The organism is Aeromonas sp. 61P (genome assembly GCF_051919545.1).
Classification (GTDB): Bacteria; Pseudomonadota; Gammaproteobacteria; order Enterobacterales; family Aeromonadaceae; genus Aeromonas; species Aeromonas veronii.
In genome coordinates this window covers 4,084,552-4,108,893 of sequence record NZ_JBQBEL010000001.1, presented here as the reverse complement: position 1 = coordinate 4,108,893, position 24,342 = coordinate 4,084,552, and the positions used below count along the sequence as shown (strand labels likewise).

Here is a 24,342-nt window from a genome sequence, read left to right as displayed (position 1 = left end):
CTGCGACTACTATTTATCAGGTGTAGTATGGTATATCACGTATCAAATAAGCAGTTTGTGACTAAGTTAGTCGAACCTTTCTTTGTTGCAATTTTCTGGCCAACTCTGCTGTTGTTGGTATCCGAAGTGACCGGTTTGCCAATAACTGAAGAGTTATATCGCAATACTATTTTATTTTCATTGCTAATATTCATTATTACTGCATTTATAGATATAAGATACATTTGTATAGCAAGGAAAGTAAAACTGGAATTGAACTTCAGCGGCATTGAGTTTCATTGCCATAAAAAACATCTATTTTTCTCATGGCACCAAATAACTTTAATTAAGTTGGTTGAAAGCAAGCCTGGCTCTAGAGTACTAAATATACTTCCTGATAATGAAACTATTGACTTAATTCTTTTTGAAGACCACGATAAGATTTGTTCACAAGTTATATTTTATTGTAAGCAGTTTAATGTCGAGTATAGTTAGAGTCTTTGTATGATTAAGTATGAGCAATTAGCTTGCTCATACTTTTCATGGTTGTCTTTCACTTATCAGGAACATGATATTCGTTCAGTGCTGTAATTCGTGCTACTTGGAATTATTTTGTAGCGATTGTAATTCTGCCTTATGTTGTTGTGCCAATTGTTGTAAATAGTCTCTTCCTTTATTTGTCAAATGTACATCAACTCTGCGCTTGTCATTTTCACTTTTACGTCGTTCCACGAGATCTAGTTCCTCACATCGCGTTAGTAAAGCCACTGTAGCGTGATGACTCATTTGCAGTCTCTCAGCTAGCTCACCCACGCTTGCCCAGTCACGCCCTGGGTATCCTTGTATATGTAGGAGGGATAAATACTGTAATGGAGTGAGTCCGAGCTCCTTGGCTGCGGTTTCACTGAAGTGAAGGAAACGCTTTAACTGATAGCGAAACTCAGAAAGTGCCTCAAATTGAGCTTTTGTTAGCATAGCTTACTCGGTTGTTGACTTCTCAGGTGAAATACAATAGGTTCAATTATATCACATTGTGATATATTATTTTGTAGTGTTTTTGTTACAAAGGAGATGGCAATGCATAAGCAAATTCACCCAAAATCACTTTATTGGGGAAATACTGTAATTCTACTTAGTACCATCGATAATACTGATACAACTAACATTACGCCAATATCATCAAGTTGGTCTCTTTCGAACAATATTGTCATCGGCCTTAGTCTAAATTCAAAGGCTATCGAAAATATTGAGACATGTCCAGAAGTCGTATTGAATATTGCATCAGACAACCTTGCGGATAGAATTGAATCTATTGCCAAATTTACCGGAAAGGATCCTGTTCCATCTGAAAAGATAGGTTTCAATTATTGTGGTGATAAATTTAGTCTTGGTAGATTTACAGAGTTGGCGTCTTGTACTGTTAAACCATCTCGTATCCAGGAATGTTTAATTCAGGTCGAGTGTTTAGTTGAACATATAACAAAACGCAATAATTTTGCTATCGTTGAATTGCGAGCCACTCATGTGCATGCAGATGCATCTTTACTTAAAAAATATGACGTTATTGACGCGGATTTGTGGAGCCCTCTAATTTATAGTTTCAGGAGTTACCACGGAATTACCAACACTATTGGTAGAAACTTTAAATTTGATAATTGATTTCGCTGATGCCCTATTTATTAAGGGCATCTTTATAGGACTATGATATTTAAAGGATGATTTATGAGTGAATGTTTACGTTCTTTACCATTGGTTTATTCATGCTCTGGTTGTTCAAGTGCAGCGCAGATGGCAAACTATATGGCTATTCAGCTAGATAAACGAGGCGACGCAGAAATGTCCTGCATTGCTGGTGTTGGTGGAAATGTAAAGCATCTAGTCCGAATAGCTAAGTCGGGTAGATCTATCATTGCTATCGATGGATGCCCTCTACAGTGTGTAAAAAGTTGCTTATCAATTCACAATATCATCCCTGAACATCATATTTTACTTAATGAGTACGGTGTAAAAAAAATTCAGAAAACAGATTTTGATTATGATGAAGCTGATAGGCTTACTCTGGATATTTCAAATTCATTAATATAAGATGGTGACCTGATATTACAAAGTGTTGCCGCTTATTTTGGTGTGTTTTCATTCATTTTGAATAAATTTTTATTCAATCAATCTCTCCCATACAAATTAAGGTTTCCACCATAGCGTTCTACTATATAAACTAACATCATCATGTCGTCAAACGCGGTAAGGAGATGTTGATGCAAAGCCCTGTAGTGCCAGATAACGAGAAGCAGCGGTTAGATGCGCTACGCCGTCTTGCTGTACTTGATAGCCCAGCAGAAGAGCGTTTTGACCGCATAACCAGGATGGCTCGTAATATGTTTGATGTACCCATTGCGCTGGTTTCGTTAGTTGATGAAAACAGACAGTGGTTCAAATCGTGCTGTGGATTGCCTGTCCTGGAAACACCACGAGAGATTTCATTTTGTGGTCACGCGATCCTCGGCGAGGAGCTATTCGTAGTCGAAGATGCAACTCAAGACCCCAGATTCTTTGACAACCCCTTAGTCACTGGGGAGCCTCACATCCGATTTTATGCGGGCCATCCATTGGAAGTGGGAGATGGCCTGAAACTGGGCACCCTCTGTATTATAGACAGAAAGCCCAGGTCATTGAGTGATAAAGACCAAGCCATGCTAGCAGATTTGGCATCAATGGTCGAAAGTGAGCTAAGAGCCGTCCAGATGGCCACAATCGATGAATTGACGGGGATTACCAACCGCCGTGGATTCATGCTCCTTGCCGACAAAAGTTTGAAATATGCATTTCGCGTAAAAAATCCAGTCACGCTGTTATTTTTAGATCTTAATCACTTCAAAGTGATCAATGATACATATGGGCATAATGTCGGTGATGATGCTTTATGCCAGATGGCTGAATTACTGTGTCGCGTATTTAGAGATGCCGATATTTCGGCTCGTTTAGGTGGCGATGAGTTTGTTGTTCTTTTACCTGGCACGGGTCATGAACATAGCTCACGGATAAAAGAGAGATTTTATAATGCACTAGAGAATTTTAACCACACCAGCGGCAAGCCTTATCAACTCTCTTGCTCACTAGGTATCGTTGTATACGATGCTCTCACCCCTCCTAATTTAGACAGTCTACTGTGCTTGGCCGATGAAGAAATGTATTCATGCAAGCTAAAAAAATAAACCGCTTAATTTTCAGGTGATAAGTACAAGGTGTAAATACTTCTTTATTTTTGTTCTGTATACAGTTCGACTGTGTGAGGAAAAATACCATCCTCCCTATTTTGAGTATGATGGACAGTAACCCAACCAGCAAATTCCTCTGCGGGCATTGGCTTGGCGACAACATAGCCCTGCACGGTATCGCAATGATTGGCCCTCAACCATGCAAGTTCTTCCTGGGTTTCGGCCCCCTCCGCGACAACTGACAATCCCAGTTCCTGACACAACAAAATGGTGGAGCGGACAATAGCTGCATTTCTAAAATGCTGGTCAACACCGCTCACGAAAATGCGGTCAATCTTCAATTCATGCACAGGTAAATTCTTCACATAAGCGAGAGAGGCTTGCCCTGAACCATAATCGTCAATGGATAGCTTCACCCCCAGGCTGGCAAGCTCTTTCAAATGCTGTAACGCAATATCAGGATCATCCATGAGTGCGCTCTCAGTGACTTCCAGACAAAGCAGCTGAGCAGGTAAGGTATTCTCTTGCAGTGACTTTATGACCTTTGGTACTAGGTCTGGGGATGTCAAGTCGAGCGTAGACAAGTTGACTGACGTGACGATATCGTGTCCCTCTCGGTGCCAGGAAGCCGCTTGACATATCACATGCGCTAATAACCATGGCGTGATCTCACGGATAAATCCCGTTTGCTCGGCAAACGGAATAAAGCGTCCAGGTGGCACCAACCCTTTGGTTGGGTGTTGCCATCTCAATAATGCTTCTGCTCCCTTGACGAGGCCACTCGCAAGCTCCAACTTGGGTTGAAAGAAGGCGACAAACTCCTCGTTGATCAAGGCATCTCGCATTTCACCAATCAAGGCTAATTGCTCATGGGGGGATTCATCTGCAATCTTGCACGCAAAGGCGAAACCGTCACGGCGGCGTTTGGCATGACGCATTGCCATACCTGCTCGCCTCATTAGCAAGCTGCTGTTATTACCATCTTCTGGAAATATCGCGATCCCCAGACTGCCCTCAACGTCAAGGCGTTGACCATCCAGTTCAATAGGCTTACGGAGTTGCCCCAGTAACTCTTGGGCATTATCAAGGATATTGAAGTAATCGACCTCTTTGATAAGTAGCGCAAACTCATCGCCTCCCAAACGCGCCACCAAGTGCTTGCCAGCAACCATGGCGAGTAAACGTTGAGCCATCTCCTGTAGGAGCCTGTCGCCCACCAGATGGCCCAGAGCATTATTAATTTGGGCAAATCTATCAATATCGATGAGCACTAAAGCGCCACTACCTTGTAAAGCCGCCTCTGTCAGCGCCTCCATAAAACAGGTGCGGTTTGGGAGCTCAGTAAGTGGATCCGCATACGCTAGCCGCAAAATATGCTGCTCGCGGGTCGAGATACTACGGCGCATGGTATCAAGAGCCCGCATAAGTGCTTTCGTTTCAACGCCTAGGCCTAAAGGCACCTTGCACTGGTAATCCCCTCCAGCTATAGCCTCAGCGACCATCACAGCTTTGTGTACAGGTTTGGCAATGCTTCTGGCAATCAACAGCGCCAAGACACTTCCAGTGACGAGCGCACTGAATGCAAGGATAATAACGGTCAAACGCGCTCGGTTTGCATCGTCTTTGAGTGCGATAACCCCACTTTGCATCAGTTCTTGCTGATGCTCTGCAATACGTAGTGTCTGAACAAGCAATGCTTTAAGAAGTACATCAGTTTGCTCTTCATAGTGTTGGCGAGCGGAAGACAAGCCATCAATTTCGATTCGTTCCACCGTTTGCTGAAAAGAGTCACCATAATGCTTTCGCAGGTTTATGAGTTGGTCAATATCACCCACATCTCCCCCCATTGATGCAGCCCGTTCTAATCCTTCAATAGCGGCATCGGATGCAGCCAGTGCAGAGTCCATCGCTGTATAGAGGGGTACACGCTTGTAACGTTCGTCTGTTTGCAGAAGAAGCAGCAAATGCAGTGCTGCGTTCTGAGAGTATTGATTAGCTCGTTGGGCAAGAAATTCAATCCGTGCTTGCTGCTCGACAAACTGATTGATTAAAACGATGCAGGGCAACGGACGAGACGGCAAGCAGAAGTAACAAAAGCAGGGAAAAGGCGATAAGGAGCAGTGTTCGTATCGAACTGTTGTCAACCAGCACCAAAAAAGGATTATTCATCATCTTTGTAGCCACCCAACTTTGTCATGTGTGGAATCTTGAGGCGGAATTCTGCAAGCCTTTGGAAGGCTCACCCAGTGTCAGTGTTATTTCAGCAACATCCGCTGCGGCGATCTGATTGGTGTTATCAACATCACTGGCATGACAGTGTTTGCGTGCGTAGCGCCGTGCATCTGCATGGCATACTGCCAGCAAGCGGGAGATAGCCGCATGATCTTCTGTCTGAGCAGACAGAATGAGGTTCTCTTTTTCCATCATGCAATGTGTCATGACTCAGTTCCTTTTGTCGAGTTTACGGCCAACCATGGCGCACATCGGGCAGAACCCCATCAGGCCCGTCATGGAAAGGATGGCACTCATTACTCCTGCTGCAACAGCAAGGTCAGATTTCCCCCAGCTCATCACTGGAAACACAAGCGCCATGATGCCCAGGATGATGCGTAACACTCGCTCCCAGTTTGGGACATTCTTTACATAGAACATGTCAGTCTCCTCCGATGGCAAGAGTGTTGAATCACTCTCTTGCTTGATAAGAGGGGCTAGGTGAGCAAAGCGGTTCGCAGAAAATGAAAAAATCTCAATTGAGCCCATTCAAGTATATCAGTCGATTATTGTCAATGATGTCACTAGAGATGCTCTTATAGCTGGTCAGCAAACTTTACCGAGTTGGTACTCTATGCTTGGGGTCAGAGAACATTTGGTTTGCTGTAAGTTGATGACGGGATCTAGCGCGTAGCAGTAGTTTTGAAAAGACCAAAATAAGTTATGGGATCTTGATATATGAACTATATTTTCGCCTTAAATCATCAATATCTTTTTTTGCTTTCCTTTCTTTTTCCTCAAGAGCTTTTATCTCATTTGCTTTTTCTTTCAGTAACTGCTCAAACATTACTTTAGCCTGCTCTCTTGATTTAATATCTACGATGTTTGCCAAGTCTTTGGATCTTTCTGTTAGAGCATATTCTCGTTCTTGTAATGAGATGAGGCTATCATTTAGATTTTTTTGTATAAGGTTTAACGAGGCTGACCGCCTGCGTATTTCGACTTCACTAGCTTCAAGCTGAGCCTCTTTGGCTTTAATGGTTCTATTTATATCATCAACCTGTGAATAAAACTCAGCCTTAAGTTCATCTAAATTAAGAAGGTCACGTAGTAAATCTTGCTTTTGATCAACTTCATCTTGTCTATGATATAGACGGTCTTTCAATTCCATTTCAAAGCTTCTGTATTGATCTTCCAATAGGATTATTTTTTCCTGTGCCTCTAAAATGGACGACTCTTTTTCTTTTAACACTCTCTCCCATCTTTTTAAAATGGCGTTAGCCTTGCCTTCTGCATGCCGAGACTGTTGAATCACTCTTTGCATATCGCTTAGTTCTGATTCGCGCGTATTTTTTATCGCTTCGAATTCTGCATTAAGTTTTTTAACCTCTGTCTGGTGCTTTGAACTCAAAGATGAATACTGATGCTGTAAAGACAATAATTGTTGTCTATTATGGGAGTAAATCATTTCGGAGAAGTTGCCTACAGGGGCTACAGACACCCATTTTTTGGGGCATTTTTTTAGATAATCTCTTATCTCTTCTTTTGATATTATCTCTCCTTTCACACGAAATCCACTCAGGTCAAGTTCAATGCAGGTTGCATTCACCCTCTTTAATTCTTTAACTTTCTCTCGATCACAAAAATGCGTAACTGCAATTTCGATGAGAACCTTCTCTCCCTCGATGAACCCAATAACATCAGGTATAACTCTGCCTTCATAAACCTCACATACCATCTCATCAAAGGCTATATTTTGATGTATTGGATTTATAGTTCCAATAGGCAGTAACAACTGCCTATCCGTTGCTAAAACCTCTTTAGCTAGGATATGTATTTCCGTTTCCGGCTTCCAGGTACAGGCATTCTGTTCGACTGAATTAGGCTCATGAGAGAAATAATGGGCTTTAACTTGCCCCTTCATTGCCCAGACAGCGCCCTGACAACCTATGCATGTGCAATTGCATGCTTTTCCACTCACAACATCTTTGACATCAACGATATGGCCGTTGTCGTCAAGGGCGCGAGTCATCAGGATTCTTGCCATCTCTATCCTACCCACAAATGGATCTATGTATAAAAGCACATCAGTTTATTCAGTTAAATTGGATGCTTTAACTACATCAGTAGTTACAACACTTTCATGAAAAATCATACACTTACATTTGATTGTTTTGAACTTCGTCAAGTTCCAATTGGATCTAGATGTATGACCACTCCCCAGGTGAGCTCATTGAGCTTTAGAGGGTGCGTAGGAGCGGGCTGGTAATCAGGGAGGGGGGATGGATGCAGTACGGTGGAAGGCTCTGATATTGATACCAAAGGAAGGGCGCACGAAAGTAGCGTAAACAAGACACCGATTTTAGGTCGGTGTCAGGTGATAACTAGAACTGTATAAATATTCTCTACTGCTTATTATAACGTAAATGAGAAGTCCAGCGTTTCATTGTCAGATACTCTGCGCATCGCTTTAGCTCTATCCTTATCACCGTAGGTCTTAATTATTTGCTCCACGTCATCATTGAGCTTCGCTGCTGCACCAATAAAATCACCAGGATGTTCCTCGAGATGCGTTTCTGCAACAAGGTGTCTTAACGCATGAATGTTGATACCATGTTGTTTATCATGAGGCATCGTCATCAGATAGGCCTGATATGTCAGTGATATGAAATTATCTGACAGTTTTGATGATATTTCTATATATTTACTTCTTATTTTAAGGTTTTCCTCGTTGTTTACTTGGCTTTGTCGAATGCTACGCCAAGGGAAAAAGATATCAATATCGTCAATTGACTGAACGCCCGCAAAGGTCATGAGATCAAACTCAATATAGCTGCGCCTTATGTTCAAATACTCTTTGATCAGCGGGGTAAGCTGTTCTGGTAACTCAACATCAACATCCACGCTATTTTTTGCATTTGCGTTTTTAAGATATCTGTACTTTGTGTTATCGTCACTAACCATCGATGTACCAAAACATGGGATATATAGTTGGAATCGGTTACGCTGACGATGATATGTTATACTTGCATAGTTTTTGTTCTGTGATGTCGCATTAGGGTAAAATTTCAATTCAGTCCAGTTTGCGCTGCGTGGAGATTGATAAAAACTGATTGTTTGTATCAGTCCTGCTCTAAAATACTGCAACGCACGGCCAATCTGAGATGCTGCACTTTTTCTATGCGCCAGCTCTAGTTTTTTATCGTCTGTGTTATTCGAAAGTAAATTTTTTTGCTCAGCATTGGTCTTGTATACTTTTGCTTTATCGAATAACCACTGGCTGGCCCTATAAACCGCATTTCGGCGATCTGACGCAGGTATGTTGAGTAAGAATTGAATGTTCAGTTTCCCTTTCTTGCCCGCTTGGCCGCGACTGTTGATGCCTTTCTCTGCCATCTTAAACCAATTAGGATATTCCTCGATAATAAAATCTAGGTCTTTAAAAAACTCCTCGATTGTTCTGTTACCACGATCGGCACAAAACCTTAGGTAGCCCTTCGAATCCGACCCTCGTTTTACAAAATTTAGCACTCTAGAGAATTGGCTTGTACCCGTTTGCAGTCCTTCCGAATATTCAGCCATAGCCTGCATAATCTCAGGTATTGTCAAGTGATAACTGCTAACAGACATGTAATCAATAGCTAATTCAGTATGACAAAAATGTTGAAATGAAAGTAGCTGACTTTTAAATGCGATAGCAGAGCCGCATTCGCCCTTCGCGTTGATTGTCCATTCATTGTTTCTTCTGTTTTTTTCATTGACTTTTGCTCGTATCTCATAGCGTCGATCTGACCTAAGCTCGTCAGAAATGTTTACTATCGCTGGTTGTTTTTTATTTATTTTATACTCACAATACTCATCATAAACCTTCTGTAGATTTGGATTCAGTGACGAGCTAATGAATGTGCTGCGATTGATAGCCGACAGATCAAGATCTGACCGATTTTTTCCTCTGCGTTGATGGTCAACTTTTCTATGAATTTTATCTAACAACAAGTTTTTTGGTAAATTGAAATAACTTTCAATGAAATTGATGCGAACGTCAGGTACTCGCTCGGCAGGGTGTGATGTACCCATCATATAATCGCGCAAAACTTTTGTTGCGCTGCCAATCGCTTGTGGGCTACTTTTCAGAATTGGCCATGCCTCTGGGCAGTTAGATAATGACGCGTTGATAATTTCACGTGCTACTTCTCTGTATGTAATGAAGCTTTTCTTAATATTATTCTGCGTCTTAGGAGTGACCTCATCGAGCCAGAGACGCTCACCGTATTTCCTCTGAACTGCTGCTGCCAGAGCCTCACAAAAAGTCATTTTGCTGAAATCTATGTTGTTTATTTGAGCGTAGAACTCTGCCAACCGACGCACTCGTGTCAGTGGGCCTCGCGTATCACTCCTGCTCTGACGTGCCAAGGTCATTTTCAGCTTTTCTATTGTTTCACTGAGATTTTCTAACAGTGCAGTTTCCAGCTCATCCTCGGACTGCACAATTGATGTTTTCAGTAACATGTTGAGTGCTGTCTGATGGTGCCTATAACGCGCACTTTCAGTTTTGTCGCTACTCTCAATGCCTTGAATGATCCGTTCTCTCAACTGCCTAATGCTCATAATTGCCACTCCATAAAAATACAACAACTGGTCTTTTTGTTCATTATAGTGCTGCAAACATCAATCGCCACACCAAAACGAAAATTATCGCAAAATAGCTTTTGACTTATTTGAAATTTCTTATATATCAATGTCTTTTTTGGTTTTTTGTGAGTTTTACGAGGGATTTCATGATTTTTAAAATTGGCAATGAAGCAAAGATTGATTAGGTTGCAATCAGCATTAAACAACAATACATGAAGTTTACAACAGTGATGAATAATCAATTAAAATTAGACACTTAGCTATATTCTTTAATTCCTGAATCGGAAAAACTATGACTGTATTTCTCTGATTTGTTGTAATTATGGTGTAAGGGGCTAAGTTGGAAGGACATTTTGTTGTAAAAACAAAAGCATCATAAAAACATATGGTTAGCTAAAAAAATGTCAACAAATCATATAGTAATAAGTTATTGATTTGCATGTGACTTTCTATTTTTACAACAAAATCTCTTAGATTATAGAGAATCACAACGCCTGCTTGCTTGAACCCTCTTTATATCAAGCAAAAAGTGGGCTGTCTGCCCGCGTTGTAAATGGTAAAACGAAGGTGACCGCACAATGTCTCTACCTATGATTGTATCTGACATGAAAATATGTGACCTAGGATGCAAGAGTGCTCCAACGCCGTTTGGCTCTGCGTTGCAGTCCTATCTATTTCAGCCGGTAGGATCGTTCCCCATAGTTATTTGTCGCTGTACTGGTGGCAGAGTAGAAATGAGAACTACGGGGTTGTGTATATGATTAAAACGAAATGTTAGTCAGCCCAGCTTGGCTGCACACTCAGAACTGGCTAACTATGAGCCAGAATACATTTTTTGGTGATATGGATAGGGCTTGAGATGGCAGATTGGATGATGCTGTACGATGCGGTGTAGCGATTCATACCGGTCGAGCTAAATTAATTTCAGCGCTCGATACGCTGTGTAATGCCTGTGCAGTCGAGTCTGAGTACACCAACCTCAGTATCATCGATATTTTCAGAATGCCCCCAAGCTCAGGGTTATTGTTTTCAATGGTTTTGTTGTGGTCAACAATGAGGGGATTGAGAAACCTGCCGGTTTCTAGTTGGCCATCTGGACGATGCTTCTGATGACAACGAATGTGGTTTCGCCTGGCACTGGCTGAAACTGTACCAGACCAGACCAGACCAGACCAGACCAGACCAGACCAGACTTGGGTGGTTTGTATGCAGTTATAAGGTTAGGTGTTTGGCATGTTCGAGTTTATTGGCAGGCCATTTGGTTAGAGCAACAGCTATGGTTATGGCAGCAATGATGCAGGCGAGACCCCTAGGGCCTTGGCGATCTGATAAACTTTTTCCAGGGTTACCCTAGTTTCCCCACGTTCGATTTTTCCCATATGACCACGGTCTATACCAGCAATTAGTGCTAGTTTTTCCTGTTGCATACCTCGTGCAGACCGCAGCTCTCGTACATTTTTACCGAATGCAGTTGCGAGCATCGCCAGCTCAAACTCGTCAGAATCCATTTTATCTCCTCACTAGAGGATCTATGGTCTACGTTATACGGCGTGCTGTACACGGCTGTGAGTACACGCATATAATGACACTGCATATAAGCATCATTTCGAGGTGGAAAATGTCCAATCAGCAGATCGTTCTGAGCCAGAATCAAAAAAGTGGCACAGTGACACTAACCTTTCAAGATGCGGATTTCCTAGCCGCAGTAGGAGATTCTTTGAGAGTGGAGTCATTCGTACATGTCACTATCAATCAATCCGTATATGATGAATTTGTTAAGAGCATTATGGTTTCGTTTGTTGCCGAATTTATGGATTTTAAGCAGCAATGGCCGATACCTCAGGAGCTAAGAAAGTGAACAAGTCTCTGACATGATGGAGGGCATTCGGGTCTTTCTCGCGGTTTGCTGTATTGGTGGACTTATTTGTAGCTCATCCTCGTAAAGTAATGCCAACGTAGCCTCAGCTTCTTTGGATTATAACCGGCGCCAATTAGCGTTTTTATCGCCTTATGAGTCTCCATAGAGACGGACGTCATTAAGCACCTCTTTAATATCGGTAAACCCAACATAACATCCTAGCCTAGGCGTTCAGTCAGGATCCCATGCTCGATGCGGCTGAGGAGGTCGAGCACAGCCTGAGCGAGTTCGGGCGTATCCTGATGGTTGAACGGACGAACACATCCTAGGTAACGGAATATATGATCCTGTGTTGAGCAACATGTCAGTACTACAGCTTGCAACTCCGGCACCGGTACAGTGATGGGAGCCCGCCAGCACAAGCCTTACTGACAGTATTAGCCATGGATTGGTCTTGTTGCTTTGGGTCAACCCAAGGAGACGAATCCTACTTTGGGGGCCTGTTTTGTGTTGGACATCGCTCAATCACTCTTAGGTGGCTCTTCTTTAAGGGCGCGGATTTTACCGGAATGGTTAACCAAAAACTATACAGCCAGCATGGCAGAACCGAACAATATCTCCGACCAGGCAAGATTGGGCCGCACCAGCAGTCGCTGATGGCGCGCCCTTGGTAGGGCTATTGCCTCTGCCGTGCGGGCTTGTTGTGGGGAAGTTGCTTTGTTGATTTTTCTGTCAATTTTGACGCTGTGGCGGGGAGAGCGTCAAAGGGAGTCACTATACTTCCATCACGGGGTCCCGTTGGAGAAGGCGATGGAAAGTTCATTTGGCGAAAAAATGCAGAGCGTACATGCCACGCTCAGGCAGCGCTTTGACAAGCTGAGTCGGGTGGCCATCGCGATTTACGATCCCCATACCGATCAGCTCAAGACCTTTGCCCATAGCACCGAGGGGCCCTCGCCGCTGGTGCAGTATGAGGTGAAGCTGAGCGATGTCCCCTCCCTGAGTTATCTGGCGGAGCACAAGCAGCCCCGGGTGCTCAGCAATCTGGATGCCCTGCGTGGCTCTGCGTCGGAGCACAGCCGCAAGGTGCTGGAGGCAGGCTATGCCTCCAGCTATACCGAGCCGCTGCTGTTCAACAGCAAGCTGTTTGGCTTTCTGTTTTGCGATGCCATGGAGCCGGGATACTTCGAGGAGCCGATCCGCAGCGAGCTGTCGGCCTATGCCCAGGCGCTCTCAGCCATCATTGCGGTGGAGTTTTTCTCCATCCAGACCCTTGGCGGCGCGCTGACCACTGCGCGGGAGTTCAGCCGTTATCGGGATGAGGAGACCGCCAACCATCTGCACCGGATGTCTGCCTACTCCCGGCTGATTGCCAAGACGCTGGCCCCGACTTGCGGGCTGAGCGATGAGGAGGTGGAGTTTATCTACCTCTTCTCCGAGCTGCACGACATCGGCAAGATTGCGGTGCCGGATGCCATTTTGCTCAAGCCGGGCAAGCTGACGCCGGAAGAGTTTGAGATCATGAAGATCCACCCAAGCAAGGGGCGGGAGATGATCAGCCTGATGATCAACGAGTTTGGTCTCGATGGCATTCATCACACTGACATGCTGACCAATATCATCGCCAGCCATCACGAGCGCTTTGACGGCACCGGCTATCCGCTGGGGCTGGCGGGGGAGGCGATCCCGCTGGCGGCACGCATCGTGACGGTGGCGGATGTGTTTGATGCCCTGACCAGCGAGCGCCCCTACAAGAAGGCATGGCCGTTCGAGACGGCGTTTGCCTATCTGGAGGAGCATGCCGGCAGCCAGTTTGATCCCGCCTGTGTCGCCGCGGCCCTGCAGAACAAGGCCGAGTTTTATGCCATCTATCAGCAGTATCAGGATCCGGCCTGCTCTGCGAACGTGGCGGCCAGCGGCGCGGAGCCTTGTTGAGCACGTGTGATGCGCGTAAGGGCAAAGTGGCGGAACAAGCATGAATGAAAAGCGTAACAAGAGAGGGGGCACCAGCAGGTGCCCCCTCTCTTTTATGTGCCTCTCGATTCCACGCGCCCTTATTTTGCCGACCTTATCTCTGCGGCTATGGCGTTTGCGCTCAGGTTACTTTTTGGGCGCCGGCTCGCTGATCTGATAGAGGTGATCCGCGCAGGCGCTGGAGCAGCCGCAGGGGCGTACCTCTTTATCCTCCCGCTTCTGGGCAAGCTGGTATTGGCGCCACCAGATGATGGTGCCCATGGCCAGGATCAGCACGAACGAGGCGAGCAGGCTCAACAACCAGATGGACATGATCTCTTCTCCTTGATGGTGATGACATGCACGGTGATGGCATCAGTGATGATGGCAGCAACCGCCCTGTTGGCCTGCGCCCTCACTGCCGTGACAACAAGTATGGCCTTGTCGTGGGCTCTCTGCCTGATTGCCACCACTGGCGCAACAATGAGCTGAGTTGCTGTTGCAACCACCGTGACAATTGGCATGGCTGTGGCCTGCTCCAACAGGCTGGATGGCACGGATCGCCGCCTTGCTCTGATGACGGCGAGACGGGCGGCCCTGACTGGCCTCGGTGAGTAGTTGCAGATTGGCGGGGGCCAGCAGCGCGGGTAGCGGCAGGCGGGCAGAGCGGCACTGCAGCACCCGGATATTGGCCGCCAGCAGGCGCTCCAGCATCCGCTCGCCGATATTGCGCACCACCACCTGACCCACCTGATGATGGGCGAGGGCGTCGAGCAGCCCCTGCTTGCCGTGGCAGCCTTCGGCGGCGGCCGGGTTGGCCAGGGTGGCGATAACGTTCCCTTCGGGGCTGAGGATCTGTAACTGCTCGGCACGGGTAAAGTGCCCGGCCAGCAGGCCCTGACTCAGCATCAGCGCGCTGTTGCAGGGGATGTTTGTGACAGGATTCATTTCGGCTCTTCTCCACTGGTTTGGTGGTCGGGCTCGGCGGGTTGCATCATCAATGCCTTGCCCAGACTCAGACACTCCACCACCTTGTAGCGCCCTTTTTTCAGGATATTGGCCAGGGTCTGACGGGATACGCCCATCACCAGGGCGGCCTCCTGCTGTTGCATTCCTTGAAGGTCGACGAGGCGCAGCGCCTCGAACTCGTCAGGGGCCAGCGTGACCTGCTCCAGCTGGTGCATGGGGCGGCCGTTGGGTTTGAAGCAGCTGTTGGCGGGGCGGCCACAGATCTGGCGGGCAATCTTGGGTCTTGGCATGGTGGCTCCTAATTGGCATACGCCATTTATACGTTTATATGTGGCATATGCCAATAATTTTGTCGGGTGCAGCGGGCAGCGCCAGTGCGGTTTACGGCAGAGAGAGGTAAAGGGGAAAAGAGAAAAACAGAGAAGAACAGGGAAGAGGAGAAAAGGTGGCAGAAACGACGCAGGCCCGAACATGGTTCGGGCCTGCGTTTTTTGCAGCGGATGGCGGTTGCCTTCCCGGCGCGCTTAGGCCTGTTCGGCCTCGGCCACAGGGGATGCGCTTTCAATGCTCTCGCTGCCGTTGGCGAAGCGATCGGCCCACAGGGCGATCACGCCGTCACCTGTGACGTTGCAGGCGGTGCCGAAGCTGTCCTGCGCCAGATAGAGGGCGATCATCAGGGCGATGGAAGCGTCACCGAAGCCCAGCATGGAGGTGAGCAGGCCCAGTGCCGACATCACGCCACCACCCGGCGCGCCCGGCGCGGCGATCATGATCACCCCCAGCATCATGATGAAGGGGAGCATGGTCTCGATGCCCGGAATGGCCAGATGCTCGGAGAGGAACATCACCGCGGTGGCGCAGGTCACCAGCGTAATGGTGGAGCCACAGAGGTGAATGGTGGCGCACAGCGGCACGGTGAAGTTGGCGATGCCGTCGCTCACCCCGTTGTTCTTGCTCGATTGCAGGGCGACCGGAATGGTGGCGGCGCTCGACATGGTCCCCAGCGCGGTGAAGTAGGCGGGCAGCATGTTCTTGATAAGCTGGGCCGGTGAGCGGCCAAGGGCCAGACCGGTGCCGATAAACAGCACGGAGAGCCAGATCCAGTGCATCAGGATCGCCATCACCAGCACCACGCCGAAGGTTTTCAGGGTGGCGAACACGGTGCCTTCCACCGTCATCTCGACAAAGACCCCGGCGATGTAAAACGGCAGCAGCGGGATGATCACCTTGGCTAGCAGGCGGTCGATGATGTCACGGCCCTGATCGGCGACCCGGCGCAGATCGGTGGCCTGGGTGGCGCTGATGCCGATGCCGAACACGAAGGCGGCAGCCAGTGCCGACATCACGCCAAACAGCGGCGGGATCTCGAGATTGACGTAGGAGGCGAGCTTGATGGCCGTGGTCGTGGTGGGTTCGGCAGCGGTGGTCAGTTGCGGGATCAGGTGGCTCGCCACGGTAAAGGCGAACAGCCCTGCCAGAATGGTGGAGCAGTAGGAGAGGGCCACGGTTTTGCCCAGCAGCTTGCCGGAGTTTTTCGGCAGGCTGGCGATGCCGCTCATGATAAAGAACAGAATGATGAGCGGAATGGTGAAGGTGATGAGCTGACCTATCACTGTCTTGGCCGTAAACAGCACGCGCGCCACCCACTCAGGGGCGTAGAGACCGAGCAAGAGACCGGCAAGGATGCCAGCAATGAGTTTCAGGACAAGTTTCATAAGGAAATCCGGAGTTGGTTGTATTGTCTGTTTTGTTATTAAAATTTGATATTAATCACACTTTTTAACACGTAAGCCGTGTTATGTCTGCCTTTTCTGCGTTAACGCCGAGTTAAATATTGTCGAAAGCCAGGATCGCCGACTAGCTGTCGGCTTGGCGTTGAACGGGAAAATCCGTGATGAATTAGCCCGTTAGGTGGCCTGATGATCGCCACGCAGCAACATGACGTACTGGGTGGCGTGTTGACCTGTGCATGATGGCGTGTTGGTCGAGGCGGCTTCCATCGGCGCCAGTTGCAGCGCTATCCCGGATGTGGTGACCAGTTGCTGTAGCTGAGCGTCAGTTATCTTGCCGCTTGGCGACAGGGGGAAGCAGATCGGAGCGCCCGCTTTGAGCAGGGTCGCCAGCTGTTGCAACAGTGGGACAAGGGTGGCCGCGTCGCTATCAAGCGGGCGGCTCAGCCAGATGCCATCGTAAGGGAGCACCGAGTGCATCTTCGCCAGTGGGCAGACCCGCACTGCTTGTCCGGATTGCTGTGAGGCAACTCTGGCGTCGGCCAGTACCGCTTCACAGGCGGTGACCACATACCCTTCCGCACGCAGCCAGCACAGATCCTCCCCCATACCGCACTGACCATTGAGCAGGTGAGCACCGGGTTTGAGACGTGCCACAAAGGCAGCCCGAGCGTGGGCGTGCTGGTCGTTAAATGGCCGGGAAGCGGGGATGGCGTCAGAGTGTGGCACAGGGGTTACCTCAAGCAGGGGGCGCACAGGGTAACAAATCGGGGCCTGACTGCCAAAACGCGCGGTCAGGCCCCGATTTGGATGTGAAGAAGTTGCCGGAGCCGGTTAGCGGCCGCAGGCAGGCCCGTGGGGTTGGGCCAGCATGGTGAACATGCTCTCTATCATAAAGGCGGATTCGCCCTGCAGGTCGATCCGCCCCGGAAAGTGGAGCCAGTTGATGATGTAGCCATCCAGAGTGCAGTGGAGCAGGGTGGCGGCGCGCTGCAGGTTGAGGTTGGCGGGCAGTTGGCCCCGCCGTACCGCGTTGGCTAGGGTGGTCTCCAGGTCCCGAAAGAAGTTGGCGGACTGGCTGCGGATATGCTCGCGCAGTGAGATGGCTTCCCCCTCCAGCGATTCGAGATTGAACAGGATGGTGAACATCTGCCGCTGGGCCGGATTGTGAATGAAGCTGTGGAGCACCCCTTCGAAGAAGAGGCGCAGTTGCCCCAGCGGATCCGGCTCATCTGGATTGAGGCAGGCATCGAGCTGGTGGGCAAGGGGGCTGCAGAGCTCCTGCCAGAGCGAAATGAAGAGTTCATCCTTGTTCTTGAAGTGCCAATAGATGGCCCCGCGGGTCAGGTCTGCCGCCCTGGCGATGTCGGTCAGGCTGGTCTTGGCCAAGCCCTGAGAGCAGAACAGATCCAGCGCCGTGCTCATGATGTGGCAGCGGGTTTGCTGCGCCTCTTCTTTGGTTCGTCTGGCCATCGAAATTTGTGCCTCATGCAAGCAAAAAGTCACTTACATACATTTATGAATGTATGTATATTGCCTCATCTTTCGACTATTTACCAACAGGGCCCATGCGGCCCTGATTGTTCATTGACTGGCAAAGGCTCAGGTGTTTCATGCATAAACATATTCTTGCTCGTTCAGTTGGTCTTGCCTTGCTGGCTACAGGCTTGCTGGCAGGTTGTGGTGACAAGGGGGGCGCACCTCAGGGACAGGGCGACATGCCCCCCGCGGCGGTCAACGTGGTGACCCTGCAGAGCGGTCCGCTGATGTTGACCACCGAGTTGACCGGCCGCAGCGCCCCGTTGCGGGTGGCCGAAGTGCGTCCGCAGGTGAGCGGCATCATCCTCAAGCGTCTCTTTACCGAGGGAAGCGATGTGAAGGCGGGTGATCTGCTCTATCAGATCGACCCGGCTGTCTATCAGGCGGCAGTCGCCAGCGCCAAGGCCAATCTGGCCAAGGCCGAGGCCAACGAGCAGAGTGCCCGCCTCAAGGCGCAGCGCTATCAGGAGCTGCTCAAGGTCAAATCCATCAGCCGTCAGGACTATGACGACGCCGATGCGAGCTGGAAGCAGGCCAAGGCGGAGATCATGGCGAGCAAGGCGGCTTTGCGCACTGCCGAGATCAATCTCGGTTACACCCGCATCACCGCCCCCATCAGTGGCCGCATCGGTAAATCCGCGGTGACCGAGGGGGCGCTGGTGACTGCCCAGCAGGCTGATAGCTTGACTGCCATTCAGCAGCTCGATCCCATGTATGTGGATGTGCGTCAGTCCACCGCCGATCTGTTGCGCCTCAAGCGACTGGTCGCCGAGGGCAAGTTGACTCAGGACGAGCAGAAGGGGGCTAGGGTGACCTTCCTGCTGGAAGATGGCTCCACTTATGGCGAAGAGGGCTCGCTGCAGTTCTCCGATGTGACCGTGGATGAGACCTCCGGCATGGTGACCCTGCGGGTGATTGTGCCCAACCCTCATCAGCTGCTGCTGCCCGGCATGTTTATGCGCGCGATCCTGCAAGAGGGTGAGCGGGCGCAAGGGCTGCTGGTGCCGCAAACTGCCGTGACTCGCACCCCCAATGGCGGTGCCACCGTGATGATGGTGACCGCTGACAACAAGGTGGAGCTGCGCAATGTGCAGCTGAGCCGTGTCGTCGGCAGCAACTGGGTGGTGGAGTCAGGCCTCACCTCCGGTGAGCGGGTGATCGTGGCTGGCTTGCAGAAAGTACGACCGGGCGCCGTGGTCAATCCCGCCGAGCAGGGTGCTGATGCACCGTCTGCTCAAGCTGCGTCCAACACCCCGGCCAACAAGTAGGATGGAGTAGTCGCTTCATGGCTCGATTTTTTATAGACAGACCCATTTTTGCCTGGGTGATCGCGCTGGTGATCATGCTGGCGGGCAGCCTGGCCATCATCAAATTGCCGGTCGCCCAGTATCCCAGCATTGCGCCGCCCGCTGTCGGTATTTCCGCCAGCTATCCGGGCGCATCCGCCAAAACGGTGGAAGACTCGGTAACCCAGATCATCGAACAGAACATGACCGGGCTGGATCACCTGCTCTACATGTCCTCCCAGTCTGACTCCGCGGGGCGGGTGTCGGTGACCCTCACCTTCCAGCCGGGGACCGATCCCGATATCGCCCAGGTGCAGGTGCAGAACAAGCTGCAGCAGGCGATGTCGCTGCTGCCGCAAGAAGTTCAGCAGCAGGGGATCCGGGTACAGAAGACCTCCAGCAGCTTCCTGATGGTCGCGGCCTTCATCTCCAGCGATGGCTCGATGAACAACGACGATCTGGCGGACTATGTGGTCTCTAACATCAAGGAGCCTCTGAGTCGTCTGGACGGGGTAGGGGATATCACCCTGTTCGGCAGCCAGTACTCCATGCGGGTCTGGCTCGATCCCAACAAGCTCAACCGGGTGCAGATGACCCCGGGGGATGTGCAAGCAGCCATCAAGGCGCAAAACGCCCAGGTGGCGTTCGGCAAGCTGGGTGGCACCCCGTCGGTGGAAGATCAGCAGTTCACCGCGACTATCATGGGGCAGACCCGGCTCTCTACCGTGGAGCAGTTCAACGATATCCTGCTGCGGGTGAATCAGGATGGCTCCAAGGTACGGCTGAAAGATGTGGCCCGGGTCGAGCTGGCAGGCGAAAGCTATGACGCCGATGCGCTCTACAACGGCCAGTCTACCGCCGCGGTCGCCATCAAGCTGGCGACCGGCGCCAACGCGCTGGATACCGCCGAGAAGGTGCGTGCCAAGCTCAATGAGCTGTCGGATTACTTCCCGGCCAATATGGAGATCGTCTACCCCTACGACACCACGCCGTTTGTGAAGATCTCCATCGAGGAGGTGGTGCAGACCCTGATCGAGGCGATCTTCCTTGTGTTCTGCGTCATGTATCTGTTCCTGCAGAACTTCCGCGCCACCCTGATCCCGACCATTGCGGTGCCTGTGGTACTGCTCGGTACCTTCGGGGTGATGGCGGCGTTCGGCTTCTCCATCAATACCCTCACCATGTTCGGTATGGTGCTGGCCATCGGCCTGCTGGTGGATGACGCCATCGTGGTAGTGGAGAACGTGGAGCGGCTGATGAGCGAGGAGGATCTCTCCCCGCTGGAAGCGACCCGCAAGTCGATGACCCAGATCACCGGTGCGCTGGTGGGGATCGCGCTGGTGCTCTCCGCCGTGTTCGTGCCGATGGCCTTCTTCGGCGGCTCGACCGGTGCCATCTATCGCCAGTTCTCATTGACCATCGTCTCTGCCATGGTGCTGTCGGTGCTGGTGGCGTTGATCCTGACTCCGGCGCTCTGTGCCACCCTGCTCAAGCCGATGAAACATGGCGAGTTTGGGGCTAAGCGCGGCTTCTTTGGTTGGTTCAACCGCGCCTTTGATGCCGGTACCAATCGCTATCAGAGCGGCGTGCGCAAGGTGATCAAGCAGGGTGTGCGCTACAGCCTGATCTACGGCGCCATGCTGGCGGTACTGGCAGTGCTCTTTATGCGAATGCCCACCTCTTTTCTGCCGGAAGAGGATCAGGGGGTCATCATGTCCATGGTTCAACTGCCGGTGGGGGCGACCAAGCAGCGCACCGAGGTGGTGCTGGCAGACATGCGCGACTATTTCCTGAAAAACGAGAAGGATAACGTTGACTCCGTACTGACCGTATCCGGCTTCAGCTTCGCCGGTAGTGGCCAGAACGCGGGTATGGCCTTTATCAAGCTCAAGGACTGGAGCGAGCGCAAGAGCCCGGATCGCAGCGCCAATGCCATCATCGGCCGCGCCATGGGCTATCTGTTCAGCATCAAGGAGGCGCAAGTGTTCGCCTTTAACCTGCCTCCGATCCCGGAGCTGGGGACGGCGACCGGTTTTGACTTCTTCCTGCAGGATCGCGGCGGTATCGGTCACGACAAGCTGATGGCGGCGCGTAACCAGCTGCTCGGCATGGCGGCGCAGGATCCCACTCTGGTGCGAGTACGCCCGAACGGGATGGAAGATACGCCGCAACTCGATATCAAGATCGACTACGAGAAGGCGCTGGCGCAGGGGCTATCCATCGCGGATATCAACAACACCCTGGCCACTGCCTGGGGTTCTTCCTACGTCAATGACTTCGTCGACCGTGGCCGGATCAAGAAGGTCTACATGCAGGCGGACGCCCCCTTCCGGATGAACCCGGAAGATCTGAAACTCTGGTATGTGCGCAATAGTGCGGGTCAGATGGTGCCCTTCTCCGCCTTTGCCAGCACCGAGTGGAGCTTCGGCTCGCCGCGTCTGGAGCGTTACAACGGCGTGCCGGCGATGGAGATCGTCGGTGAGGCGGCGCCCGGCAAGAGTACCGGTGATGCGATGGCAGCCATCGAGCAGATGGTGAAACAGCTGCCGGAAGGGGTGGGCATCGAGTGGACCGGGCTCTCCTTCCAGGAACGTCAGGCCGGCTCACAGGCACCCGCGCTCTACGCCATCTCCTTGTTGGTGGTGTTCCTCTGTCTGGCAGCCCTCTACGAGAGCTGGAGCATTCCGTTCTCGGTGATGCTGGTAGTACCGCTCGGGGTTCTGGGGGCCATTGTGGCTGCCACCCTGCGCGGGTTGGAGAACGACGTTTACTTCCAGGTTGGTCTGCTCACCACCATCGGCTTGTCGGCAAAAAACGCGATTTTGATCGTGGAATTCGCCAAAGAGCTCTACGACAAGGGGATGGGCTTGGGTGAGGCGGTGGTGGAGGCGGCACGCCTGCGTCTGCGTCCGATCCTGATGACCTCGCTCGCCTTTATCCTCGGGGTGCTGCCGCTGGTGATCAGCTCCGGCGCCGGCGCCAGCAGCCGTAACGCCATCGGTACCGGCGTGATGGGGGGGATGATCAGTGCTACCGTGCTGGCCATCTTTTTTGTCCCGCTCTTCTTTGTGCTGGTGATGCGCTACTTCACTAGCCACAAGAGTAAAGAGGCGCGCATGGCTGCAGCAGTTGAGTCAAAAGGTGACTGATGGCATGCAGGTTTAGCTAATTTGAACAGAGTTCAATAAATCGCCAGCCAGCTTTGGTCTGGCTGACAATCAGACAGGGCAACCCCATGGGTTGCCCTGTTTTTTTGTTCAAAAGAGCAACAGACGAAACTAAGTAACAACTTGAAGCTGATGCAATGAAACAGGCATTGTTCATTGAATGGCCTCAATTTGCTCCCTATCAAAACACTTTTAGCTGTTCATCTTCGGGGGAAACGGGATAGAATTCGGCATCAAATCGGGCTGACTCGGTGTGGCAAGCAGTTTCAATTAGCGACTGTTTACTTTATCCACACCGCCAAAAACACAATAATGCTGGAGGACATGATGACCAACAGCGTGAGCAATGTGGTGAAAAGCAGCAAACTGGGGGCTGTAACCCAGTGCGGTAGCCATGATCATTTCGATCTTGTGTTTAAAAAACAACCGTTCTGGTTGTTGCTGTTGGGGAAAGTAGTTGATTACTTTGTTAGGTGCATAGACTAGTGCTGCGGCGATGTATCACAGTGTCATCATCATCATCATCATCATCATCATCATCCAGCGATAATGCCTGTAGAGGTGAGTCGCTAAATAGGATTTTCATTAGAGCTACAAGCGACATAAATTCACATTTTCATATAATCATATAAATAAACACGTTTAATCATAAGTATTTTGTTGGGTTTGATAAAACAATTCTTTTCTTAAAGAAAGTGGTATATTTTATTTGCTTAATCATTTCTTTTGTCTTTATTATTAATAGGCGTGGAAACTAACATGGATAAAAAAATAAGAGTAGCAGTAGTTGGTTGTGGTCGTATATCAAAGAATCATTTTGGTTCGATAGAACAGCTTTACAATGAATATGAACTGGTAGCAATTTGTGATAATGACCCAGAGGTGTTAGAGGCGCATCGCAAGCAATATGGGGTTCCAGCCTATCAGTCACTTGATGAAATGTTGCTCAATGAGCAGCTAGATCTGGTGACACTTTGTACTCCTAGTGGTATTCATGCCAACCAAACTATAAAGGCAGCCAAAGCGGGTGTGCATGTCATCACAGAAAAACCTATGGCAACCAAGTGGGAAGATGGTTTGGCAATGGTTAAAGCGTGTGACGAAGCGGGTGTTCATTTGTTTGTTGTTAAGCAAAATCGTCGCAACTCAACCCTACAACTGCTTAAGCGAGCTGCAACAGAAAAACGCTTTGGCAAAATTCATATGGTACACATAAATGTATTCTGGACTAGGCCACAAGAGTATTATGATCGTGCGGCATGGTCTGGCACTTGGGATATGGATGGTGGCGCTTTTATGAATCAGGCAACTCATTATGTAGATTTATTGCATTGGTTGATTGGGCCGGTTGAAAAAGTGCACTCAATGTTATCCACCCATCGGGATATCGAGGTAGAAGATACCGGTGTCGTTAACTTGAAGTGGCGTAACGGCGCGCTTGGTTCCATGGCTGTGACCATGTGCACCTATCCAAAGAATTTGGAAGGCTCTATCACCATTCTTGGAGAAAAAGGCACGGTACGTATTGGTGGCGTGGCCGTTAATGATATTCAAGAATGGAGTTTTGCTGAATCCAAAGACTACGATGCAGAAATTTCAGCAGCTAATTATCAAACCACATCAGTATATGGGTTTGGTCACCCGCCTTATTTTCAGAATGTAGCAGACGTATTGCGTGGCAAAGCGGAACCAGAAACCGATGGACGTGAAGGGTTAAAATCACTTGAGTTGCTTATCTCTATTTATCGTTCAGCAAGAGATAATAAAGAAATTGGTTTGCCTTTAAACGTATAATAGTAGGAT

The 24,342-nt window shown here is 49.7% G+C and carries 22 protein-coding genes; 9 read left to right on the top strand and 13 right to left on the bottom strand.

Going from position 1 to position 24,342, the window contains the following annotated elements:
* The first annotated feature begins 57 nt into the window (after positions 1 to 57).
* Positions 58 to 474 carry a hypothetical protein gene (locus tag ACTG2O_RS19145; RefSeq protein WP_155395964.1) on the top strand — a complete coding sequence of 139 codons (417 nt, stop codon included), beginning with the start codon at positions 58 to 60 and terminating at the stop codon, positions 472 to 474.
* A gap of 102 nt (positions 475 to 576) precedes the next feature.
* On the opposite strand, the gene ACTG2O_RS19140 is transcribed toward ACTG2O_RS19145, so the two are convergent.
* The gene (locus ACTG2O_RS19140) at positions 577 to 954 is read right to left on the bottom strand and encodes a MarR family winged helix-turn-helix transcriptional regulator (RefSeq protein ID WP_439976487.1); all 378 of its coding nucleotides are present in this window, start codon (positions 952 to 954) and stop codon (positions 577 to 579) included.
* A 102-nt stretch (positions 955 to 1,056) separates the two neighbouring features.
* On the opposite strand from ACTG2O_RS19140, the gene ACTG2O_RS19135 reads away from it, so the two are divergent.
* The 3 genes from ACTG2O_RS19135 (at position 1,057) to ACTG2O_RS19125 (ending at position 3,191) form a co-directional block, all read left to right on the top strand.
* The gene (locus ACTG2O_RS19135) at positions 1,057 to 1,638 is read left to right on the top strand and encodes a flavin reductase family protein (protein ID WP_159143395.1); all 582 of its coding nucleotides are present in this window, start codon (positions 1,057 to 1,059) and stop codon (positions 1,636 to 1,638) included.
* A gap of 63 nt (positions 1,639 to 1,701) precedes the next feature.
* Complete coding sequence (locus ACTG2O_RS19130) at positions 1,702 to 2,064, top strand: putative zinc-binding protein (protein WP_080768709.1); 363 nt, start codon at positions 1,702 to 1,704, stop codon at positions 2,062 to 2,064.
* Between the two features lie 170 nt (positions 2,065 to 2,234).
* Positions 2,235 to 3,191 carry a GGDEF domain-containing protein gene (locus tag ACTG2O_RS19125; RefSeq protein ID WP_042024868.1) on the top strand — a complete coding sequence of 319 codons (957 nt, stop codon included), beginning with the start codon at positions 2,235 to 2,237 and terminating at the stop codon, positions 3,189 to 3,191.
* A 44-nt stretch (positions 3,192 to 3,235) separates the two neighbouring features.
* Here ACTG2O_RS19125 and ACTG2O_RS19120 read toward each other — a convergent pair whose 3' ends face one another.
* From ACTG2O_RS19120 to ACTG2O_RS19095, 6 genes are all read right to left on the bottom strand, one after another.
* Positions 3,236 to 5,260, bottom strand: coding sequence for a putative bifunctional diguanylate cyclase/phosphodiesterase (locus ACTG2O_RS19120; protein ID WP_439976486.1), 2,025 nt, complete (start codon positions 5,258 to 5,260; stop codon positions 3,236 to 3,238).
* A gap of 127 nt (positions 5,261 to 5,387) precedes the next feature.
* Positions 5,388 to 5,633 carry a hypothetical protein gene (locus ACTG2O_RS19115; protein ID WP_052447230.1) on the bottom strand — a complete coding sequence of 82 codons (246 nt, stop codon included), beginning with the start codon at positions 5,631 to 5,633 and terminating at the stop codon, positions 5,388 to 5,390.
* A gap of 3 nt (positions 5,634 to 5,636) precedes the next feature.
* Positions 5,637 to 5,846: a YgaP family membrane protein gene (locus ACTG2O_RS19110; protein ID WP_042024869.1), complete on the bottom strand. Its 210-nt coding sequence runs from the start codon at positions 5,844 to 5,846 to the stop codon at positions 5,637 to 5,639.
* 280 nt (positions 5,847 to 6,126) lie between these two features.
* On the bottom strand, positions 6,127 to 7,452 hold the full coding sequence (locus tag ACTG2O_RS19105; protein ID WP_052449226.1) for a hypothetical protein: 1,326 nt from the start codon (positions 7,450 to 7,452) through the stop codon (positions 6,127 to 6,129).
* A gap of 368 nt (positions 7,453 to 7,820) precedes the next feature.
* Entirely contained in the window at positions 7,821 to 10,013 is a 2,193-nt protein-coding gene (locus tag ACTG2O_RS19100) for a hypothetical protein (protein ID WP_042024870.1), read from the bottom strand.
* 1,304 nt (positions 10,014 to 11,317) lie between these two features.
* Positions 11,318 to 11,545, bottom strand: a complete 228-nt coding sequence (locus tag ACTG2O_RS19095; RefSeq protein ID WP_080768707.1) for a helix-turn-helix domain-containing protein — start codon at positions 11,543 to 11,545, stop codon at positions 11,318 to 11,320.
* A 110-nt stretch (positions 11,546 to 11,655) separates the two neighbouring features.
* Here ACTG2O_RS19095 and ACTG2O_RS19090 point away from each other — a divergent pair, with 110 nt between their 5' ends.
* Positions 11,656 to 11,895, top strand: coding sequence for a hypothetical protein (locus ACTG2O_RS19090; protein ID WP_042024897.1), 240 nt, complete (start codon positions 11,656 to 11,658; stop codon positions 11,893 to 11,895).
* Positions 11,896 to 12,705: 810 nt separating this feature from the next.
* Complete coding sequence (locus ACTG2O_RS19085; RefSeq protein WP_439976485.1) at positions 12,706 to 13,830, top strand: HD-GYP domain-containing protein; 1,125 nt, start codon at positions 12,706 to 12,708, stop codon at positions 13,828 to 13,830.
* Positions 13,831 to 13,995: 165 nt separating this feature from the next.
* Here the strand turns inward: ACTG2O_RS19085 and ACTG2O_RS19080 are convergent, their stop codons facing one another.
* From ACTG2O_RS19080 to ACTG2O_RS19055, 6 genes are all read right to left on the bottom strand, one after another.
* On the bottom strand, positions 13,996 to 14,181 hold the full coding sequence (locus ACTG2O_RS19080; RefSeq protein ID WP_005350263.1) for a hypothetical protein: 186 nt from the start codon (positions 14,179 to 14,181) through the stop codon (positions 13,996 to 13,998).
* Between the two features lie 42 nt (positions 14,182 to 14,223).
* Entirely contained in the window at positions 14,224 to 14,796 is a 573-nt protein-coding gene (locus ACTG2O_RS19075) for a NifB/NifX family molybdenum-iron cluster-binding protein (RefSeq protein WP_439976484.1), read from the bottom strand.
* Positions 14,793 to 15,107 (bottom strand): DUF134 domain-containing protein, encoded by a 315-nt coding sequence (locus tag ACTG2O_RS19070; RefSeq protein ID WP_058053087.1) that lies wholly within the window; start codon positions 15,105 to 15,107, stop codon positions 14,793 to 14,795. Before ACTG2O_RS19070 ends, ACTG2O_RS19075 begins: the two co-directional genes overlap by 4 nt.
* A gap of 234 nt (positions 15,108 to 15,341) precedes the next feature.
* Positions 15,342 to 16,532 (bottom strand): dicarboxylate/amino acid:cation symporter, encoded by a 1,191-nt coding sequence (locus ACTG2O_RS19065; RefSeq protein WP_439976483.1) that lies wholly within the window; start codon positions 16,530 to 16,532, stop codon positions 15,342 to 15,344.
* Between the two features lie 192 nt (positions 16,533 to 16,724).
* Positions 16,725 to 17,204 (bottom strand): hypothetical protein, encoded by a 480-nt coding sequence (locus ACTG2O_RS19060; RefSeq protein ID WP_019445670.1) that lies wholly within the window; start codon positions 17,202 to 17,204, stop codon positions 16,725 to 16,727.
* 177 nt (positions 17,205 to 17,381) lie between these two features.
* The gene (locus ACTG2O_RS19055) at positions 17,382 to 18,020 is read right to left on the bottom strand and encodes a TetR family transcriptional regulator (protein WP_005359187.1); all 639 of its coding nucleotides are present in this window, start codon (positions 18,018 to 18,020) and stop codon (positions 17,382 to 17,384) included.
* 140 nt (positions 18,021 to 18,160) lie between these two features.
* Between ACTG2O_RS19055 and ACTG2O_RS19050 the strand changes: the two genes are divergently transcribed.
* The 3 genes from ACTG2O_RS19050 to ACTG2O_RS19040 all read left to right on the top strand — a co-directional run bounded on the left by ACTG2O_RS19050 (position 18,161) and on the right by ACTG2O_RS19040 (position 24,333).
* Positions 18,161 to 19,354, top strand: a complete 1,194-nt coding sequence (locus ACTG2O_RS19050) for an efflux RND transporter periplasmic adaptor subunit (protein ID WP_019445671.1) — start codon at positions 18,161 to 18,163, stop codon at positions 19,352 to 19,354.
* Positions 19,355 to 19,371: 17 nt separating this feature from the next.
* Complete coding sequence (locus tag ACTG2O_RS19045; protein WP_058059856.1) at positions 19,372 to 22,521, top strand: efflux RND transporter permease subunit; 3,150 nt, start codon at positions 19,372 to 19,374, stop codon at positions 22,519 to 22,521.
* A 777-nt stretch (positions 22,522 to 23,298) separates the two neighbouring features.
* A complete protein-coding gene (locus ACTG2O_RS19040; protein ID WP_019445303.1) occupies positions 23,299 to 24,333 on the top strand; it encodes a Gfo/Idh/MocA family protein in 1,035 nt (344 codons plus the stop codon).
* Positions 24,334 to 24,342: the final 9 nt, after the last annotated feature.

Coding starts and splice junctions, on each gene's coding strand:
- ACTG2O_RS19115 (WP_052447230.1), bottom strand. CDS start 5,633: ATGACACATTGCATGATGGAAAAAGAGAACCTCATTCTGTCTGCTCAG.
- ACTG2O_RS19065 (WP_439976483.1), bottom strand. CDS start 16,532: ATGAAACTTGTCCTGAAACTCATTGCTGGCATCCTTGCCGGTCTCTTG.
- ACTG2O_RS19090 (WP_042024897.1), top strand. CDS start 11,656: ATGTCCAATCAGCAGATCGTTCTGAGCCAGAATCAAAAAAGTGGCACA.
- ACTG2O_RS19050 (WP_019445671.1), top strand. CDS start 18,161: ATGCATAAACATATTCTTGCTCGTTCAGTTGGTCTTGCCTTGCTGGCT.
- ACTG2O_RS19135 (WP_159143395.1), top strand. CDS start 1,057: ATGCATAAGCAAATTCACCCAAAATCACTTTATTGGGGAAATACTGTA.
- ACTG2O_RS19085 (WP_439976485.1), top strand. CDS start 12,706: ATGGAAAGTTCATTTGGCGAAAAAATGCAGAGCGTACATGCCACGCTC.
- ACTG2O_RS19045 (WP_058059856.1), top strand. CDS start 19,372: ATGGCTCGATTTTTTATAGACAGACCCATTTTTGCCTGGGTGATCGCG.
- ACTG2O_RS19080 (WP_005350263.1), bottom strand. CDS start 14,181: ATGTCCATCTGGTTGTTGAGCCTGCTCGCCTCGTTCGTGCTGATCCTG.
- ACTG2O_RS19105 (WP_052449226.1), bottom strand. CDS start 7,452: ATGGCAAGAATCCTGATGACTCGCGCCCTTGACGACAACGGCCATATC.
- ACTG2O_RS19125 (WP_042024868.1), top strand. CDS start 2,235: ATGCAAAGCCCTGTAGTGCCAGATAACGAGAAGCAGCGGTTAGATGCG.
- ACTG2O_RS19055 (WP_005359187.1), bottom strand. CDS start 18,020: ATGGCCAGACGAACCAAAGAAGAGGCGCAGCAAACCCGCTGCCACATC.
- ACTG2O_RS19075 (WP_439976484.1), bottom strand. CDS start 14,796: ATGAATCCTGTCACAAACATCCCCTGCAACAGCGCGCTGATGCTGAGT.
- ACTG2O_RS19040 (WP_019445303.1), top strand. CDS start 23,299: ATGGATAAAAAAATAAGAGTAGCAGTAGTTGGTTGTGGTCGTATATCA.
- ACTG2O_RS19130 (WP_080768709.1), top strand. CDS start 1,702: ATGAGTGAATGTTTACGTTCTTTACCATTGGTTTATTCATGCTCTGGT.
- ACTG2O_RS19095 (WP_080768707.1), bottom strand. CDS start 11,545: ATGGATTCTGACGAGTTTGAGCTGGCGATGCTCGCAACTGCATTCGGT.
- ACTG2O_RS19070 (WP_058053087.1), bottom strand. CDS start 15,107: ATGCCAAGACCCAAGATTGCCCGCCAGATCTGTGGCCGCCCCGCCAAC.
- ACTG2O_RS19140 (WP_439976487.1), bottom strand. CDS start 954: ATGCTAACAAAAGCTCAATTTGAGGCACTTTCTGAGTTTCGCTATCAG.
- ACTG2O_RS19110 (WP_042024869.1), bottom strand. CDS start 5,846: ATGTTCTATGTAAAGAATGTCCCAAACTGGGAGCGAGTGTTACGCATC.
- ACTG2O_RS19100 (WP_042024870.1), bottom strand. CDS start 10,013: ATGAGCATTAGGCAGTTGAGAGAACGGATCATTCAAGGCATTGAGAGT.